This is a genomic window from Pseudoteredinibacter isoporae (genome assembly GCF_011602085.1).
Classification (GTDB): domain Bacteria; phylum Pseudomonadota; class Gammaproteobacteria; order Pseudomonadales; family Cellvibrionaceae; genus Pseudoteredinibacter; species Pseudoteredinibacter isoporae.
In genome coordinates this window covers 185,886-203,465 of sequence record NZ_JAAONY010000002.1, presented here as the reverse complement: position 1 = coordinate 203,465, position 17,580 = coordinate 185,886, and the positions used below count along the sequence as shown (strand labels likewise).

Sequence of the window (17,580 nt, the reverse complement as noted above, 5' to 3'; positions counted from 1 at the left end):
GTTCCTGCATTTAATGTGGGTACAGCGGCGGCAGGGTTGACCCATCTGTTTGCTCCTGCTTCAAGCTTTGTTGCAGGCTTTCAATCGCGCGCTGAAGGTCATCGTTGGAAACGCGGTGACGGGATTGGCTGCCACTGCCATACAAATTACTTTCCAAAGACTGCATTAGTTGGGCGAGCTCACTGTCGTTATAGGCGTTTGAGAAACCGGGCTGTGTCAGACGTTGTTCGCTAATGTATTTCTGTAAGGCCTTGTAGCGATCCAAATCGTCGTTATGGTTCAGAATGTCGCTTACAGAGGTTGTTGCTGAGGTAGTAGAAGTTGTGCTTTTCTCCGCCGAGGAGAGTTGAGCGTGTAAGGCTTTCTTTTCTCTCCACAAGCGCAAACAAAGAAAGGCGAGTGCTATGCTTATCGCAGTAACAAACAAGCTGTAAAGTATCCATCCCAGAGGGCGCTGATCATTTCCTGCTGAATTTGCGGCGGGGCTTGAAACTGCGGCCCCACCGGTATCGCCTTTATCGATCAGTGGGCTTTGTTCTGTCGTAGGCAGGGTTGAAGCGTTTTCAGGAGCTGGATTTGGGGCAGGGCCAGTGGCACCAGCCAGAACTTCTACTTTCATTTCGGGCAGTTTGGCCGTTTGCCATTGCTTCTGCAGTGTATTCCACCAACGGATTTCAATTGCTGGCAAGGTCAGTGGGCCTGCCTGGCTTGGAATGATGGCGGTGGAGATGCGCCGTTTGCCAATAATACCGTTATTGTTTTTCTGATCTTCTGTTTGGGGTTGTTCCAGATAAGCTTTGATTTTACCTTGCAGTGTATCATCACTCGCCATTTCAATATTCGGTAACTGGGCGGCGGTAAGCCCCTGAGCCAGAATTTCAATATGGCGAGTAATCGGCTCGCCTGCGCGCATTTTCTCCGGGGCGCTGCTCCAGCTCTGGGTCAGTTCCAATCGACTGGCGGGTAACCAGGGTGTGGCATTCGCTGGACTGGCCTTAATATCAAGCTCAATAGCCTCGCTTCTCAATCGGTGAATACGACCACTGTTGTTTGAGAAGGGATCAAAGACATTTCGGCGGCCACCGCTTACGCCCACATTCCAGCGCAGGGCTGGGATGGTCAGTTTGCCGCTTTGTTGCGGGTAAATGGCGTAGCGGGATTCCACGACGACATAGGGGCGGTTGCCAATGCGGGTTTGATAATCGAATTCGCTGAGAAGCTCTACTCTAGCGCCAGTGATTTGCAAGGCCTCGGGGTCAAAGCTGCTCAGATTCACGGCGCTGTAGAGTTTTTGCGTAAAGATGATCTGTTCTTGTACAAAAGCCTCTTTTTTATCGGCACTGGCTTCCAGAAAAATATCCTGTTGGGCTTTCGTCGGTGCGCTTTGTTTACTGACGTTGATGGGAATGGCGTCAGAATACTGGCCTTCATATTCAAAGCTTGGAATGATCAGCTGACCTTCACGCTTGGGGCCTAGCGTCAGTACCCATTCGGTAACCGAAGTAACCTGGCCATTCATACTCTGATAGCGATTGCTCTTGTGTTGGCGAAGAATGTCGAAGTTTTGCTGAAGCTCCTCAAAAGAAGGGGCGCTGAAGGCTACTTGCTCATCCACGGAGACAGTTAAAGTCAGAGTCTCGCTCATTGCGATACTGTCGCGATCGACTTTTGAGCTAATGCTCAGAGCCATGCTGCTGGAACTGAGTAACATCAGGCCCAGAATGAACAATAGGGTTTTGGCTTTGCTTGTTAGAAGCGCAAGGCCTGGGTTTGGCAATATTTGTTGCATCAATACGATCGTTTTCATAAGGATTCAATTAATTCTTTATCGTTCCGTGTCTTGGTAGACCCGAATTCAGTAGCGCTTGTGGGCATCGTTGTCGGGCAATTCAAGCTGGCCATTGCGATAGGCAATCTGCTTTTGACGTTGCTCATAGAGAAACTTTCGGCGTAAAAGTCCAGATGGATCATCAGGAACCTGTTTCAGCCATTGTTCCAGCGCTTGCTTTTCTTCATCGCTGAGATCATCCGGATTAATGTCAGCTTGAGCCTGTTGCTCAGCCTCTTGTTGGTTCTCATTTTCTTCGCCTTCTTGTTGCTCGGCCTGCTGCTCCTGCTGTTCGGATTGATCCGTTTCCTGTTCTTCCTGGCTCTGCTGATTCTGGCTTTGTGGCTCCTGGGATTGAGAATCCTGCTCTTCGTTTTGCTGATTCTCTTGCTGGGTGTCGCTTTCTTGCTGATCCTGATTCTCTTGTTGCCCGGATTGGTCTTGCTTTTGCTGTTGTTCTGAACCGTCTTGTTCCTGATTGTCCTGGGACTCCTGGTTCTGATCGCTTTGTTGCTGTTCTTGTTCTTGTTGTTCCTGCTCCAGCTTCAATTTTTCCATCAGCTCTTTATTGAACTTGGCATCTTCAAAATCGGGCTTTTGTTTCAGGGCTTCATCGTAGGCCTTAATGGCGCCGTCGAAATCGCCGGATTGGGCAAGGGCATTACCCAAGTTGTATTGGCCCTCGGCGCTTTCCTCTTTGGCAAACGCTTTTGCAGCGGCGTCAAAGTTGCCATTTTCATAGTCCGAGCTTGCTTGCCATTGTGGGTCTTCAAATAATTCCCGAGCGCGCTGGTAGTCTTGTTCCTTGTACGCATCCATGCCACGTTGATTGGGGGTCTGCCATAGACCTTTCCATGCCTCGCCAAATCCCGATGGGGGTTGGCTTGCCTCTGCGGGCTGGGGCTTCGGTGTTGCGGTTTCCTGCGCGGTGGCATGTGATGTTGGCAAGCTGCTCAATGCAGCGCTCAGTATACAGGTGGGCAGTAGAGCGAGCAGGCCTCCACGGCGGAAGGCAAATGGAAAAAACAACAACAGAGCGAGGGCGAACCAATGGCCGTTATCCTGCCACTGATCAAATTCGCGGTCGCCCAGAGTGTCTTCCGGATTATTCATGTCATTTGCCGAAAGATCCTGTTGCCAAAATTGATTCAGGCGTTGAAGGTCTTGCTCGCCCGCTTGCAGTTGTACGAACAAGCCACCATTTTCCCGGGCCAGTTCACGCATGGTGCCAGTGTCGGTTTTTGCGATAACAATATTACCCTGGGAATCTTTCATAAAGCCTTGTCCGCTGGGGATCGGACCTCCATCTTCAGTGCCAACCGACATGACGGAAAGTCGATAACTGCTGCCTGACAGTTGATCTTCGATATTCCCCAAGGCTTGTTCGGCCACACCATCACTGAGCAATAGAATGTCGCCACTTTGCAAACCACTGTCTTTCAGCAGTTGAATAGCCTGGCCGATACCCGCTTCCACATTACTGCCGCGAATAGGCATCAGTCCGGGTTTAAGTACGGGTAGTAAATTGATAATGGTTTCAACGTCATCGGTTAAAGGCGTTACGACGTGGGCTTCTCCAGCATAGGCGACCAAGCCGGTTTGACCTTCTTTGCGTTGTTTCAACAAATCGATCAGTTTGAAACGACTGATGTCCAGGCGGGAAGGCTTTATGTCCTGGCTGTTCATAGACGGAGATAGGTCCAGAATCACGATCAAAGCGTTCTGCTTTTGAATGACTGGCTGGGGCAGCTTTTCCCAGCTTGGGCCTGCCAGTCCAATAGCGCCTGCACTTAGCAACAGTGCTGCCAGCCACCAAGGAAAGCGCCATTGCTTTCCATCGCCATGAACCAGCATCTGAGAAAGCAGTTGTGGGTCTACCCATTGCTTCCAGGCGGATTGCTGGGAAAGTTGGCGCTGGGCAAAATAAACCATGAGGGCCAGCGTTGGAATAAGCATCAATGCCCAAGGGCGTAGAAAATGAAATTCGTTTAAACCGTCCATTAGCGTACCTCCTCTGTGCTGGAGGCATTTGATCGGGCGAAGAGGTTTACAATGATATTGCCAAGCAGAAACAATGCGATTAATGCTAAAGCGATGCCCAGTGGCCAATGTGTAAATGATTTGCGTGGCCGGAAAGTTTCTTCGGCTTGTTCAATCGGCTCCAATTCATCAAGCAGAGCATAGATTTTCTGAAGGTCCTCTGGATTGCGGGCGCGAAAGTAACGGCCTCCGGTAAGCTGGGCGATTTTTTGCAAGCTTTCTTCATCCAGATCAAGCGAAGGATTGATGGTGCGACTGCCAAAGGAGCTGCCGAATATTCCGGGTGTGGTCATCTGATCGGCACCGACACCAATGGTATAAATTTTAACATGGGTTTGCTTTGCAAGCTCTGCGGCTTGCAACGGTGCGACTTCACCGGCGGTGTTGGCGCCATCAGTCAGCAAAATCAGGACCCGTGAATCGGCGGGGCGTTCTCGCAGGCGTTTAATCGCCAGGCCAATAGCATCGCCAATGGCGGTTTTTTCTCCGGCAAAACCTAGCTGGGCTTCATCCAGTAGTTGTTTGACGGTTGCGCGGTCGAAGGTCAGTGGTGCTTGAAGATAGGCTTGGGTACCAAATAAAACCAGGCCGAGACGATCGTGCTTGCGACGTTCAACAAAATCCCCCACAACGGATTTAACGGCCCATAAACGCGGTACTTGTTCACCGTCAATGTTCATGTCCGCAGTTTTCATGGAGCCGGAAATATCAACCGCCAATAACAAATCCCGTCCGCTTGCCGGGAGCTCAACGGGATCTCCAATCCAAATTGGTCGAGCGCAGGCCACCAAAAGACAGAGCCAAATAATGCTCAATAACAGAATTTGCCAAAGTGGAGTGTGTTTGCTTTCCTGGCTTTGGGCCAGTTGCTGATAAAAAGGTACTTTCAATGCGGCACTGCTATCTTGTTTTGCAGGCAGTATTTTTCTCAGCAAAAACGGCAACGGTGCGAGGGCGAAAACCCATGGCCATAGAAACTCAAGCATGGGTCACCTCGTGATGGTGGCTCAGCCAATGTTGGCAGGCTTGGGCTAATGGCTCAGTGCTGATGGCTTGCAGCTTTTCATCGGGCAGGTAGGGGCCTTGCTTTAGGATGTTAAACACCTGACTATCCAGGCTCTCGCAGTGTCGAGTTAAAAACTGAAGCCATTGTTCATCGCTTAACTGTGCAGGGTTCTCGGAGGGATAGTTCGCCATCGCAACGCGTTTCAGCAGAGCATTGCACTGTCGAATATAGTCGGCCTTGTTGTCGCGGGAATAGCGCTTCAATTCCTTCAACGCCCATTGAGACTGTTGTTTGTTCAGATAGACTTTGGATTGTCGGTGCTTTCGCCAATAGAGAATGGCGGCGATGATCAATCCAAGAATCAGCAGGGTCAATAGATACCAGCCGGGCGCTGGCCAGCCGCTGGGCTCGTCAGGCAAGTGAATCGGCCGTAACTCCGCCAGGGGATTTCCGGTTTGCATGGGTAATTGTTGTTGAGAAGGGGGCTGCTGCGGAGACGGAACAGGGGCTTGGGCGAACACTGATACGCTAACGCTTAATGCCACCGCTGTAAGTGCGACAATTATCGTGCGCACGTTTTCACGCATTGTTTTAAGCACCTTTGGCCCTCCGAGTTTTCTGTTTTGCAAAACGTCCTGCAAGCCACGTCAGCGGGTCGTCGGTGGTTTGGCATTGCAATAATTCCACGGCGGATTTGGCACAGGCTTGAGTCAGCAGATCCTGGCTTCTCATTTGTTGTGCAGCAAAACGATCCAGTTCGGGACCCTGTTGCAAGGTACTGCGCAGCTCACCATCACTGATGCTTAAACCTTGTAATTGAGACAGGCGGGCTTCCAGTGGGTCGCTGATACGAATGCAGCTCACATCGATGTGGCGGGCAAGGCAATGTAATTGGTGGTGTGCAGCTTCGTCGAAATCGTGAAAATCGCTGAGAATAAATACCGCACTGCCAGGCCGGGCCACGCGACGACTGTCCAATAAAATATCGGCCATGCTGATATTCTTGGCGGTCGAGATCTGGGCTTCCTGTTCACACAGGGTATTTAACAGCTGCATAACCCGGTGTTTGCTGCGAGCAGGACGAATGTCATGTTGGCTCTGGCCATCGAACACCAAGCCACCAATTCGATCCTTATGGTGAATAGCCGCCCATGCCAGTTGTGCGGCAAGGTTGGCGAGTTGCACAGACTTGAATCGCTTTTGACTGCCAAAAAACATATTCGGGCGCAGATCGCAGATCAGCAATACTGGCCGCTCACGCTCTTCTCGAAACAGTTTTGTGTGTGGCACCTGAGTGCGAGCAGTCACCCGCCAGTCGATGGTGCGGACATCGTCGCCAGCGTGATACTGACGAACTTCTTCAAATTCCATGCCGCGACCGCGTTGAGTGGTCTTTTGCTGACCGAGCAATACGGAACGACTGTATTGCCGGCTGTATATATTCAGCTCCTGGGCCGGGTGGCGCAGTTGCAGCAGGCTGCTCAAGTGGCTCCGGGTTCCCTCAAGCTGTAGGTCCAGTGTTTTACTCATGCGTCAGGCTATGCCACCGGAACCAATTGCAGCAGTCTATCAATGACTTGATTCGGGGTAATACCGTTGGCTTCGGCTTCAAAGCTCAACAGCAGGCGATGTCGAATCACATCGTGAGCGATGGCCTGAACGTTTTGAGGGCTGACGAAATCCTGCCCGTTCAACCAGGCGTGGGCTCGGGCACAACGATCAAGGGCGATGGTGCCACGTGGGCTGATGCCGAACTCGATCCAGTCGGCCAATTGCTGATCGTAGGCTGAAGGTTTGCGGGTCGCCGCTGTGAGTTGAACGATGTAGTCTTCAACGGCATCGGCCATGTGGAGTTCCAGGCAAGCCTGGCGCATCGCGAAAATATCTTCCTGGGAGACCGGCTCAACGCTGGTGCTGGCCACGTGGCTGTCTTCCATGCGAGTCAGCTGCAGGATGCGTTTTTCGGCTTCAGTATCGGGGTAGTTCACTTCGACATGCATCAGAAAGCGATCGAGCTGGGCTTCCGGCAAAGGATAGGTGCCTTCCTGCTCAATCGGGTTCTGGGTGGCCATCACCATAAACAGCTGGGGCAGGGCGTAGGTCTTGCCACCGACACTGATTTGTCCCTCGGCCATGGCTTCCAGCAGAGCGGACTGCACTTTGGCGGGCGCGCGGTTAATTTCATCGGCCAGAACCAGATTGTGGAAAATAGGGCCGGGCTTGAATTCGAACTCGCCGTTTTGAGGGCGATAGATGTCGGTGCCCGTGACGTCCGAGGGCAGCAGGTCAGGGGTGAACTGGATTCTTTGGAAATCCCCTTCAATGCCATTGGACAGGGTTTTAATGGCTTTGGTTTTCGCCAGGCCGGGAGCCCCTTCAACCAATAAATGGCCATTGGCCAGAATGGCGATTAATAATCGTTCGCTGAGTTCGGGCTGACCAATGATCTGTTCATTGAGCCACTGGCTTAAATTGGCCAACTTGGCGCTATCTGTCATAAATTTGCCCTTATCTTCTTGTTTATTGGCTGCTTCTTGCATGTTTTTCAGGCACGACCTCGGGCCAGAGTTAGCCCTGTGGTCCTGCATTGGGTATATCTTTGCAAATGGTGTCGCAGTTCGACTTTTTCAAGCGGCTTGCGAGCCGACATATTCAATAGTTCTTATTGACCCGTTGTTTTTGCGCCAAGTTCCGTTTCCGGGAAAGCGGATTTTATCGATCCCGAAGTTTATGGGATATGGGGGACGAAAAAAACGCAATTTTGGGTGAATTCGACTATCATTGTTCCTGGCGGGACGAGATGTTACTTGTGGTAATAAACTCCTCTTAATTCAGGTGTTTAGAGGATATATTTCATATTTACACTTAATTAACATTATTTCCCTGCGTTAGACCTGGATTTCGATAGAAAATTTGGCTGTATTAGGCGTATGCTGCGCCTTTTTAATCGCCTCTCTGATTAGACTTTTCAGCACGATAAAAACAAAGGTGAAAAGTCTAAGCGCGAGAGCGGCGTTATAGATCATTTCAGGCCTTGCCTGCTGCTCGCAAGGCCTTCCAACACGGCGATGACGGACCCACTGATGAGCGTACTAACGATTCACGATAAAGCGACTTTTATTGATCAGATCACCCAGGCCATTATGGCCCACCACCGAGGCGAGGAAGCCCAGTCACTGATTGACTTTGTGGGCTTGTTTTACGATCAATACCCGGTGACGGAGCTGAACGGTCGTAAGGTCTCGGATGTGTATGGCTCCAGTTTTGCCAACTGGCACTTTGTCCAGGAAAAAGCCGGCCAGGGCCCCAAGGTTCGTGTTTATAACCCAACGCTGGATCAGGATGGCTGGTTGAGTTCCCATACCATCGTATCGGTGCTGCACAACGATATGCCATTCCTGGTGGATTCCATTCGCATGGAGATGAATCGCCGCAATATCGCGATTCACTCAGTAAAAAGCACCATTGCCTTCGTTAAGCGAGACAAGGCTGGCAATATCGAATCTTTCCGCCCGGCCCATGGCGACATTAATGATCAGGAACAGCGTGAAGCGTTGGTCTATCTCGAAGTCAACCGCCTGGTGGACGATGCGGCGCTAAGTGACTTGCAGCACTGCCTGGAAGACATCTTGGGCGATGTTGAAACGGTGGTAAGCGATTACGCCCCATTGACGGCTCAGCTTGAGCATGTCACTGAAGAACTGAAAAAAGCCGACAGCGACTATGACAAGGAAGGCTTGCAGGAAGCGGGGGAATTTCTGGCTTGGTTAAACAGCCATTTCACCTTCCTGGGCTACTCAGAATACGATCTGGTTGGCGAGGGAGAAGAGCGCCGCCTGGAAGAAAACAAGGGCAAGCGTCTGGGGCTGTTCCGCCGCCATGGCAAAATGAACACCAGCCTGGACTGGGATCAATTTAATCCGGGCATGCAGGCCTTCTACACAACGGCACAGCTGATTTCATTCTCCAAATCGTCCATGCGCTCGCGGGTACACCGCAATGCCTATTCCGATTACGTGGTGGTGAAGCGTTTCGATAAAGACGGTCACGCCTGTGGTGAATCGCGCTTTATCGGCCTGTTTACCTCGGAAGTGTATTCCCAGAGTCCTACACGTATTCCACTGATTCGCCAGAAAATTGCAAAGATTGTTGATGGTTCAGGCCTGCTGCGAGGCAGCCACAGTTTCCGCATGTTCAATCTTGTGATTGAGGCGATGCCGCGTGATGAATTGTTCCAGAGCAGCATTGAGGACTTGTCTGAAACCGTAACCGGTGTTGCGCACATTAATGAGCGCCGCATGGTGCGCCTGTTTATGCGTCAGGACGCTTACGGCAAGTTTGTCAGCTGTTTGGTGTATGTGCCTCGGGATATGTTCAGCACCCGTGTGCGACACGCGATTCAAAAAGTGATTTCCAATGCGATTGGTGCGATTGAATATGAATTCACCACGCATTTTTCTGAATCGACATTGGCTCGCGTTCATATGGTCTTTAAAGTGGATCCCGCGACGCCGCTCAATTACGACAAGCGCAGCCTGGAAGAACGAATTGCTGAACTGGCACGTTCCTGGGATGACCATTTGCTGTCTTCTTTGAGTGACACCTACGGGGAAGGCGTGGGTCATCAGTTGTATGAAGAATTCGATCAGGCGTTTTCTCCGGCTTATCAATCGGCGTACGATGCGCGCACTGCGGTTCAGGATATCGATACCCTGAATCAGCTGAAAGACGCTTCTGAAATCGCGATGAGTTTCTACCAGCCCATTGGTTCTGGTAAAAATGATGTGCGCTTTAAGGTTTTCCATCTGGACGAGTTGCTTGAACTTTCTGATGCCATTCCCGTATTGGAGCGCATGGGCCTGCGCGTGATTATGGAGCACCCATATCGTATTACCCGCAGCAATGGCCAGGAAATTTATCTGCACGATTTTAATCTGCATTACGATTTGCCTGTGGAAGCGGAGTTCAATGCCGTTCGCGAGCGTTTCCAGGAAGCTTTTTCGGCCATCTGGAGTGGCGAGGCAGAAAGCGATGCCTTCAATCGTTTGATCATCGGCGCGAACTTAAGCTGGCGGGAAGTTGCTATTTTGCGGGCCTATGCGCGCTATATGAAGCAAACCCGTTTTGCCTCCAGTCAAACCTTTATTGCGAATACGCTGTCCAATCATACGGCCATTGCGAAGCAGTTGGTGGCTTTATTTGAAGCTTATTTCAAACCGCGTAATTCTGAAGACGCCGAGAAAATTGAAACAGCCATTCTTGAATCTCTGGACAATGTGGCCAACTTGAACGAAGACCGCGTGATTCGTCGCTACTTGGATTTGATGCGTGGCACCTTGCGTACCAATTTCTACCAGAACGATGAAACCAGCGGCCAGTACAAGTCTTACATCTCCTTCAAGTTCAGTCCGCGTGATATTGCGGATATTCCTGAACCTCGCCCAATGTTTGAAATTTTTGTTTACTCTCCTCGTGTGGAAGGTGTTCACCTCCGTGGTGGCAAAGTGGCACGAGGCGGATTGCGTTGGTCGGATCGTTTGGAAGATTACCGCACCGAAGTGCTGGGATTGGTAAAAGCCCAGCAGGTGAAGAACTCGGTAATTGTACCGGCGGGTGCCAAGGGCGGTTTCGTGTCCAAGCGCCCACCTGCAGAAGGCGGGCGTGAAGCCTTCCTTGCTGAAGGTGTTGAGTGCTACAAGATTTTTATCCAGGGTTTGTTGGATGTAACCGATAACCTCGTGGAAGGCGAAATTGTTGCGCCGAAAAACGTTGTGCGTCGCGATGAAGATGACCCTTATCTGGTTGTGGCTGCAGACAAAGGAACCGCCACCTTCTCCGATATTGCCAATGAAATTTCCATTCGTTACGGTCATTGGTTGGGTGATGCCTTTGCTTCCGGCGGCAGTCAGGGTTATGACCACAAAGGTATGGGAATTACCGCGAAGGGTGCCTGGGTGAGCGTACAGCGCCACTTTAAAGAGAAGGGCGTAGACGTTCAGAAAGAGGACTTCAGCGTTATCGCAATCGGCGATATGGCCGGTGATGTATTTGGTAACGGTATGCTTCTGTCTGAGCATATCGCTTTACAAGCGGCTTTTAACCACCTCCATATTTTTGTGGATCCAAATCCGGATGTAGCCGCCAGTTTTGTTGAGCGCAAGCGTTTGTTTGAACTGCCGCGTTCGAGCTGGACAGATTACGAAAAGAAATTGATTTCTGAAGGGGGCGGTATTTTTGATCGCTCCGCCAAGTCGATCAAGATTAGCCCGCAAATGAAGCAGGCCTTCGACATTAAAGAAAACTATATGACACCAACGGATTTGATTAACGCTTTGTTGAAAGCGCCCGTTGATCTGATTTGGAATGGGGGCATCGGTACCTATGTCAAAGGCAGTGGTGAAAGCCATGCCGAAGTGGGTGACAAAGCTAACGACAGTCTGCGTGTAAACGGTTCCGAGTTGCGCTGTAAGGTTTTCGGCGAGGGCGGTAATCTGGGCCTTACCCAGTTGGGTCGTATCGAGTACGGCAAAAATGGCGGCGCCTGTAATACAGACTTTATCGACAATGCCGCAGGTGTGGATTGTTCTGACCACGAAGTTAATATCAAAATTCTGTTGGATGATCTGGTTTCCAATGGCGATATGACGGGCAAGCAACGCAATCAGTTGTTGGCCGAGATGACCGACGCGGTCTCTGATCTGGTGTTGAGCAATAACTACCGCCAGACCCAGGCGATCAGTTTGGCTGAATTCCAAACCACCTCTCGCATGGGTGAGTACCGCCGCTTGATTAACCGTCTGGAATCCGAAGGGCGACTGGTTCGTGAGCTGGAAAATTTACCTGCTGAAGACATTTTGCAGGAGCGTCAGAGTCAGGGAGAGGGTTTGACCCGTCCGGAGCTGTCGGTATTAATTTCCTATGTGAAAGTGGCTCTGAAAGAATTGCTGGCCGATTCCGATATTGCCGAAGATGCGTATATGGAAGCGGCGATTGAAAACGCGTTCCCGCAAACCCTGCGTGAAAACTTTAAAGAGCAGATTTATAACCACCGTCTGCGTCGTGAAATCATTGCGACCCAGGTGGCGAACGATATGGTCAATAACATGGGCATCACCTTTACCCATCGTTTGATGGAAGCCACCGGTTCCGATGCCGGTCAGGTGGCCAAGGCCTATGTCGCTGCGCGTGATATTTATCGCTTGCAGGATTACCGTAAGCAAGTTGCGGCACTGGATTTTGTGGTGCCGGCCGAAATGCAATTTGAATTGCTCGACAATATGAACCGTCGGGTTCGTCGTGGAGCACGCTGGTTGTTGCGTCACCGTCGCAGTCGCTTGAATCCGGGGCAGGAGGTTCAGGAGTTCGCTACTGGCTTTAGCGATATCATCAGTGCCTTGCCGGAAATGATGAGCGGCGATGCGTTGAGCGAGTGGCAGGAGCGTCGCTCCGAACTGGAAAGCGCGGGTGTATCTGAGGCTCTGGCAGCCGATGCGGCCGTGCGCGCAAATCTGTATTCTGGCCTGGATCTGGTTGATGCCTTGTCTTCCAGTGGCGCTGCGCCGAAACACCTGGCCGATGTGTATTTCCGTCTGGGTGAGCATTTGGGGCTGCACGATGTGGCACGTCGTATTCAGGAAGTTAAGCCGCGCAATTACTGGCAGGCCATGGCCAGAGAATCTTTCATGGATGATCTGGAGCAGCAAATGCGTAGCCTGGCGGTGTCCTTTATTCGCCTGAGTCCTGATGACATGCCGATTGAAGATGTGCTGCACCTGTGGGATGAGGAACATCGCGTATTGGTTGATCGCTGGAAAGATATGATCAGTGAGCTGCAAAACACGGCCACCGCAGACTTTGCAATGTTTTCTGTAGCGTTGCGCGAGCTTCTGGATCTGGCTCAGGCCAGCGAACACTGTGAAACGCTGGTGAAGTGTGATTTGGAAGAGGCTTAAGTCTTTGGATTGTCGGGGCGGTTCTATCCGCCCCTGAAAACACAAGCAATTATGAGCAACCGTTTTATCATCGTCGATCTATCGATCTCGCCGGAGGAATACCAAAAGCTGTATCGTTTTGCGATCAAGGATGTACACGCTCGAAGCCGTGATGGCCGCAGCGTGCGCTTTCCGGTAAATGCACTGCGGCGCTTTGTCGGCCACAACGGTGTTCAGGGCTCCTTTCGAATTGGCTTTGATCAGGACAATCGCTTATCCAGTGTTGAACGCCTGGATTGAGCCGTTTGGAGCGTTCGGCTTTGCGGGTTTTTAATCCCAGGCTCGGCTGTTAAAATGGCGCCAATTCGAATCAGGACTCTTTCCATGTACTCTTTGTTGCGTAAATGCCTCTTTGCCCTCGACCCGGAATATTCCCATGAGCTAAGCCTCGACAGTCTGGGCGCCGCTCAACGTCTTCATCTTCTCGATAAATTTGTTCAGGCTCCAGCGGATAATCCCGTGGAGTTATTTGGTCTGACCTTTCCCAACCCTGTCGGTTTGGCCGCAGGTCTGGACAAGAATGGGGACTACTTTAACGCACTGGGGCAGCTCGGTTTCGGCTTTGTGGAGATCGGCACGATTACACCTCGACCCCAGGCGGGAAATCCAAAACCTCGTCTTTTCCGTTTGGAAGAAGAACAGGCGGTGATTAACCGCATGGGTTTCAATAACAAAGGCGTAGACTATCTGGTTGAGCAGGTTAAAAAGCGTCAGTTCTCCGGAGTGTTGGGCATTAATATCGGTAAGAACAAGGATACGCCGGAAGAAGAGGCGTTGTCGGATTACCGGATTTGTTTGGAGAAAGCCTACAGTTTGGCGGATTATGTAACGGTGAACATTTCTTCCCCGAATACGCCGGGCCTGAGGGATTTGCAGTTTGGCGATAATCTCAAGCGCCTGCTTGAGGGCTTGAAAGAAAGTCAGAGCCAGTTGAGCGAGGAGCATGGTCGTAAAGTGCCTATCCTGGTAAAGATCGCACCGGATATGGATGATGAAGCGATTCAATCGGTAGCGGGCACCATTAAGTCTGCCGAGATGGAAGGGGTAATTGCGACCAACACGACCATCGGCCGTGAAGGTGTTGAAAACAGCGCCTTTAAAGACGAGGCGGGCGGTTTAAGTGGTTCACCATTAACCGATAAAAGCACGGAAGTGATTGCCAGGTTCTATCAGGAATTGGGTGATGACACACCGATCATTGGTGTCGGGGGCATCGATTCGGCGGCGGCCGCAATCGCGAAGCTGGAAGCAGGTGCCAAGTTATTGCAGATCTATTCAAGCTTTATCTATCAAGGGCCTCAGTTAATTCGTGATGTGGCGGATGCCTACCAAACTCACCAGAGCAATTCCCGGTAAGTCGATATTTATTCTGATTGCAGTTCCCCATAAAAAAGCAAACGCCGGTGGCGTTTGCTAAGTGGGGATGTGTTAGAGAAAAAACGAGAAGAATCCTGGGCCGCCTGTGCTGGAGCGACCCGCCTAACTCACATATTGCTGATTTTTTGTGCTTGTGCCATGCGGTTGAAGCCGCTCCAATGATCTTCGCGGCCTTCACGCCATCCATTTATCCAATGTTGTCGCGCAGCGCCATTTTCATGGGGGCAGCTGCTACGAGATTTTTCTTCAATACCGGCCTGGTAGCCTTTGTTAAACGCTCTGTTAAATGGATCGCGCTTGCTTCGTTTCATTATATTAATCACCTCATGCTCATTTTGAAGTTTGTGTCATTGAAGTCACAAACGTTGATTCGGGATTTAAGGGGGCTCCTGTTTAATAATGAATTGATGATATTGATTGGATTGAATGCTGCCTTATACGTCTACCTTCGCTAATGGAATGCCGCCGGGGCTGTTTTTCAGAGTTTGCTCTAATCTGAGCGTGTGAACAGTCCTGTTCAGCTGATTCTATATGACTTGGTGCTCTTTCATTGGCCATGGATTCAGTTCTAACCATTGGGCTCAACTCAGAGGCTGATGGTGTCAGCAGCCAGTGCCGGTCTGGTCATTTCCAAAGCCGGATCCCCAGTAAAGCAAAAAGTGAATAAGCTGCAAACGGTTAATTTCTTATATGACATAGTGAAAACTGAGCTTTTTGCTATAGGGGATTGGGTGCCTCGCGTATGATCTGCGCTATTTCGGCGATGTTACAGGCATTTTGCATTGTTCTGTTTAAAAAATAGACTGGGCAGGGCGTGTTACTGGATCTGGCCCTGTGTCAAATGGTGACAGTAGTCGATGAAATGCAGGGGCTCAACGTCTGCGCGCGCATAGTATTTGAAAGCCATTCACGGGATAATACGCCGCTTACCCTCGCTAGGGGTTTTGCTTGCCCCGGTTGAGGGCGTATGAAGTGAAAAGGTATTTAAGTGACAGAAAAACGATCCGGGCGTGCCCCCGAAACGCCAAGCGCCGAGAAGCGCAGCCCTAAACCCTCCCCAAGTGAAAGCTATGCATTTTTTGCCACCTGTGCAAAAGGGCTCGAAGAGCTTTTGCAGGCCGAAATTGAAAGCCTCGGGGCAGGGCCAGCCCGACAAACCGTCGCGGGTGTTTATTTTGGTGAGTTGGCCGCTCGAGAGACTTTGGAGGGCGCTTACCGGGTCTGTCTTTGGTCGCGATTGGCGAATAAGGTTTTATTGCCCCTGAAGAGTTTGCCTGCCAACACTGCTGATGCCATGTACCGAGCGGCATCCAGTATTCCATGGGAAGACTATTTAAGCACCACGGGCAGTTTGCTGGTGGACTTTATCGGCACGGATCGTGTCATTAAAAACAGCCAGTTTGGTGCGCTGAAAATTAAAGATGCGGTGGTTGATCGCCTGCGTGATCGATTTGGTTCTCGTCCTTCGGTCAGCAAGCAATACCCGGATCTTCGCATCAATGCCCGTTTGCATCGTGGCAAAGTGGCATTGAGTCTGGATATGTCGGGCGACAGTCTGCATCGACGCGGCTACCGTCAACAGCAGGGGCTGGCACCGCTGAAAGAAAATCTCGCTGCGGCTATTCTTTTGCGTTCCGGTTGGCCGGAAATGGTCGCTAAGGCACGCGATGAAAATACTGTAGAACGCCTGGCTTTGCTTGACCCTATGTGTGGTTCGGGGACCATTTTGATTGAAGGTGCCATGATCGCAGCGGATATTGCACCAGGCCTGGCGCGACCCAGTTTTGGTTTTGAAAGCTGGCTGAACCACCAGAGCGATGTCTGGTTGGGCATTCGTGAAGAGGCGCTCAAGCGTCGGCAGCAGGGCATGGCGCAGGCTATGCCGCGCTTTATGGGGTTTGATCAGGATGCCAAGGTGCTGCGTGCCGCCAAATTTAACGCCCAGCGTGCCAAACTGGATCGGTATATAGATTTCGCCCTGCAAAGTGTCGAGCAACTGGCGGGTCAGCAGCTCAGCGACATTGATCATGGTTTGGTTTTGAGTAATCCGCCTTACGGTGAACGCCTGGGAGAGATTGATACGCTCGGTGAATTGTATCGCGGCCTGGGTGATCGCCTGAAGGCGTGTTGTGAGGGTTGGCAATGCGGAATTTTTACGGGTAACCCGGACCTCGGCAAGACGATGGGCCTGCGTGCCCACAAGCGTTACAAAATGTTTAATGGCCCTTTGGCTAGTGAATTGTTGCTCATCAATGTGGAAAGCAGCCAGTTCGTCAATGCGCCCCCTAAAGCGATCGCCCCTAAAGCGACAGAACTGCAGGATGGTGTTCTGTATCGTGCCCAAGACGAATCGGAACTGAGCGATGGTGCTGTGATGGTGTTGAATCGCCTGCGCAAAAACCTCAAGCCGCTACGCAAATGGGCGAAAACCAGCGAAGTGAATTGCTATCGCGTATACGATGCAGACATTCCGGAATACGCGGCGGCCATTGACCTGTATGGCGATCATTGGCATGTGCAGGAATACCAAGCTCCGCGCTCAATTGACGAAGCGAAAGCCAAATCCCGCTTTCAGGAGATCGTTGATGCTGTTGTGAGTGGCTTCCAGCTTGGCGAAGATCAGATTTTTGTTAAACAGCGTCGCCGTCAAAGTGGTAAAAAACAATACGAGAGCCAGCGGGACCGTGATGAGGTCGCGCGCCGTAAAATTATTGTGCAGGAAGGGCGAGCCAAGCTGGCTGTTAATCTTTGGGATTACCTCGACAGTGGTGTGTTTCTGGATCATCGTTTGGTCAGAAAAAAAGTTGCCGAACTCAGTGCAGGCAAGCGCCTGCTGAATTTATTTTGCTACACCGGCACGGTTACCGTTCAGGCGGCGATGTCGGGTGCCCAGTCTTCAGTCAGTGTCGATATGTCACGTACCTATATTGATTGGGCGAGAGAAAACCTCGAACTGAACAATATATCCGAATCCCGTCACGAGTTGGTGCAGGAAGATTGTTTTGCCTATTTGAATAATTGTCGTGAAGCGTTTGATGTGATCATGCTGGATCCGCCCAGTTTCTCGAATTCCAAACGCATGAGCAAGGTGCTGGATATCCAGCAGGACCATGTTGCACTGATTAAACGCTGTATGGATTTATTAAAGCCGGGTGGTGTATTGGTGTTTTCCAATAATCTGCGCAGCTTTAAGCTGGATGTTGAGGCCCTTGAAAAATTCGCCGTTGAAGATTTTACCTCAGCCTCCATCGATAAGGATTTTCAGCGCAATGCCAAGATTCATCAATGCTGGTTGATACGAGCGAAGTAGTTCAGGATCAGTAATACAGATTAAGTAG

11 protein-coding genes are annotated in these 17,580 nt (G+C 50.9%); 4 read left to right on the top strand and 7 right to left on the bottom strand.

Annotated elements, in window-relative coordinates:
- Positions 1-10: 10 nt before the first annotated feature.
- From G8768_RS09510 to G8768_RS09485, 6 genes are read right to left on the bottom strand one after another with little or no spacing between them, the layout of a single operon-like run.
- Positions 11-1,807, bottom strand: a complete 1,797-nt coding sequence (locus G8768_RS09510) for a BatD family protein (protein ID WP_166844500.1) — start codon at positions 1,805-1,807, stop codon at positions 11-13.
- Positions 1,808-1,855: 48 nt separating this feature from the next.
- Positions 1,856-3,829 carry a VWA domain-containing protein gene (locus G8768_RS09505; protein ID WP_166844498.1) on the bottom strand — a complete coding sequence of 658 codons (1,974 nt, stop codon included), beginning with the start codon at positions 3,827-3,829 and terminating at the stop codon, positions 1,856-1,858.
- Positions 3,829-4,854 carry a vWA domain-containing protein gene (locus G8768_RS09500; RefSeq protein ID WP_166844496.1) on the bottom strand — a complete coding sequence of 342 codons (1,026 nt, stop codon included), beginning with the start codon at positions 4,852-4,854 and terminating at the stop codon, positions 3,829-3,831. Before G8768_RS09500 ends, G8768_RS09505 begins: the two co-directional genes overlap by 1 nt.
- A complete protein-coding gene (locus G8768_RS09495) occupies positions 4,847-5,461 on the bottom strand; it encodes a DUF4381 domain-containing protein (protein WP_166844494.1) in 615 nt (204 codons plus the stop codon). Before G8768_RS09495 ends, G8768_RS09500 begins: the two co-directional genes overlap by 8 nt.
- A 4-nt stretch (positions 5,462-5,465) precedes the next feature.
- Positions 5,466-6,404: a DUF58 domain-containing protein gene (locus tag G8768_RS09490; RefSeq protein ID WP_166844492.1), complete on the bottom strand. Its 939-nt coding sequence runs from the start codon at positions 6,402-6,404 to the stop codon at positions 5,466-5,468.
- Positions 6,405-6,412: 8 nt separating this feature from the next.
- Positions 6,413-7,372: an AAA family ATPase gene (locus G8768_RS09485; protein ID WP_166844490.1), complete on the bottom strand. Its 960-nt coding sequence runs from the start codon at positions 7,370-7,372 to the stop codon at positions 6,413-6,415.
- Positions 7,373-7,957: 585 nt separating this feature from the next.
- Here G8768_RS09485 and G8768_RS09480 point away from each other — a divergent pair.
- From G8768_RS09480 to G8768_RS09470, 3 genes are all read left to right on the top strand, one after another.
- Entirely contained in the window at positions 7,958-12,826 is a 4,869-nt protein-coding gene (locus tag G8768_RS09480; RefSeq protein WP_166844488.1) for an NAD-glutamate dehydrogenase, read from the top strand.
- A 51-nt stretch (positions 12,827-12,877) separates the two neighbouring features.
- Entirely contained in the window at positions 12,878-13,105 is a 228-nt protein-coding gene (locus tag G8768_RS09475) for a DUF2835 domain-containing protein (protein WP_166844485.1), read from the top strand.
- A gap of 84 nt (positions 13,106-13,189) precedes the next feature.
- The gene (locus G8768_RS09470; RefSeq protein ID WP_166844483.1) at positions 13,190-14,221 is read left to right on the top strand and encodes a quinone-dependent dihydroorotate dehydrogenase; all 1,032 of its coding nucleotides are present in this window, start codon (positions 13,190-13,192) and stop codon (positions 14,219-14,221) included.
- A gap of 128 nt (positions 14,222-14,349) precedes the next feature.
- Here G8768_RS09470 and rmf read toward each other — a convergent pair whose 3' ends face one another.
- Entirely contained in the window at positions 14,350-14,553 is a 204-nt protein-coding gene (gene rmf, locus G8768_RS09465; RefSeq protein WP_166844480.1) for a ribosome modulation factor, read from the bottom strand.
- A gap of 677 nt (positions 14,554-15,230) precedes the next feature.
- On the opposite strand from rmf, the gene rlmKL reads away from it, so the two are divergent.
- Positions 15,231-17,552, top strand: a complete 2,322-nt coding sequence (gene rlmKL, locus G8768_RS09460) for a bifunctional 23S rRNA (guanine(2069)-N(7))-methyltransferase RlmK/23S rRNA (guanine(2445)-N(2))-methyltransferase RlmL (protein WP_166844477.1) — start codon at positions 15,231-15,233, stop codon at positions 17,550-17,552.
- The last annotated feature ends 28 nt before the right edge of the window (positions 17,553-17,580 follow it).

Excerpts from the sequence above, each read along its gene's own strand:
- G8768_RS09470 (WP_166844483.1), top strand. The coding sequence starts at position 13,190 with ATGTACTCTTTGTTGCGTAAATGCCTCTTTGCCCTCGACCCGGAATAT.
- G8768_RS09480 (WP_166844488.1), top strand. The coding sequence starts at position 7,958 with ATGAGCGTACTAACGATTCACGATAAAGCGACTTTTATTGATCAGATC.
- G8768_RS09505 (WP_166844498.1), bottom strand. The coding sequence starts at position 3,829 with ATGGACGGTTTAAACGAATTTCATTTTCTACGCCCTTGGGCATTGATG.
- G8768_RS09490 (WP_166844492.1), bottom strand. The coding sequence starts at position 6,404 with ATGAGTAAAACACTGGACCTACAGCTTGAGGGAACCCGGAGCCACTTG.
- rmf (WP_166844480.1), bottom strand. The coding sequence starts at position 14,553 with ATGAAACGAAGCAAGCGCGATCCATTTAACAGAGCGTTTAACAAAGGC.
- G8768_RS09510 (WP_166844500.1), bottom strand. The coding sequence starts at position 1,807 with ATGAAAACGATCGTATTGATGCAACAAATATTGCCAAACCCAGGCCTT.
- G8768_RS09500 (WP_166844496.1), bottom strand. The coding sequence starts at position 4,854 with ATGCTTGAGTTTCTATGGCCATGGGTTTTCGCCCTCGCACCGTTGCCG.
- G8768_RS09485 (WP_166844490.1), bottom strand. The coding sequence starts at position 7,372 with ATGACAGATAGCGCCAAGTTGGCCAATTTAAGCCAGTGGCTCAATGAA.
- G8768_RS09495 (WP_166844494.1), bottom strand. The coding sequence starts at position 5,461 with ATGCGTGAAAACGTGCGCACGATAATTGTCGCACTTACAGCGGTGGCA.
- G8768_RS09475 (WP_166844485.1), top strand. The coding sequence starts at position 12,878 with ATGAGCAACCGTTTTATCATCGTCGATCTATCGATCTCGCCGGAGGAA.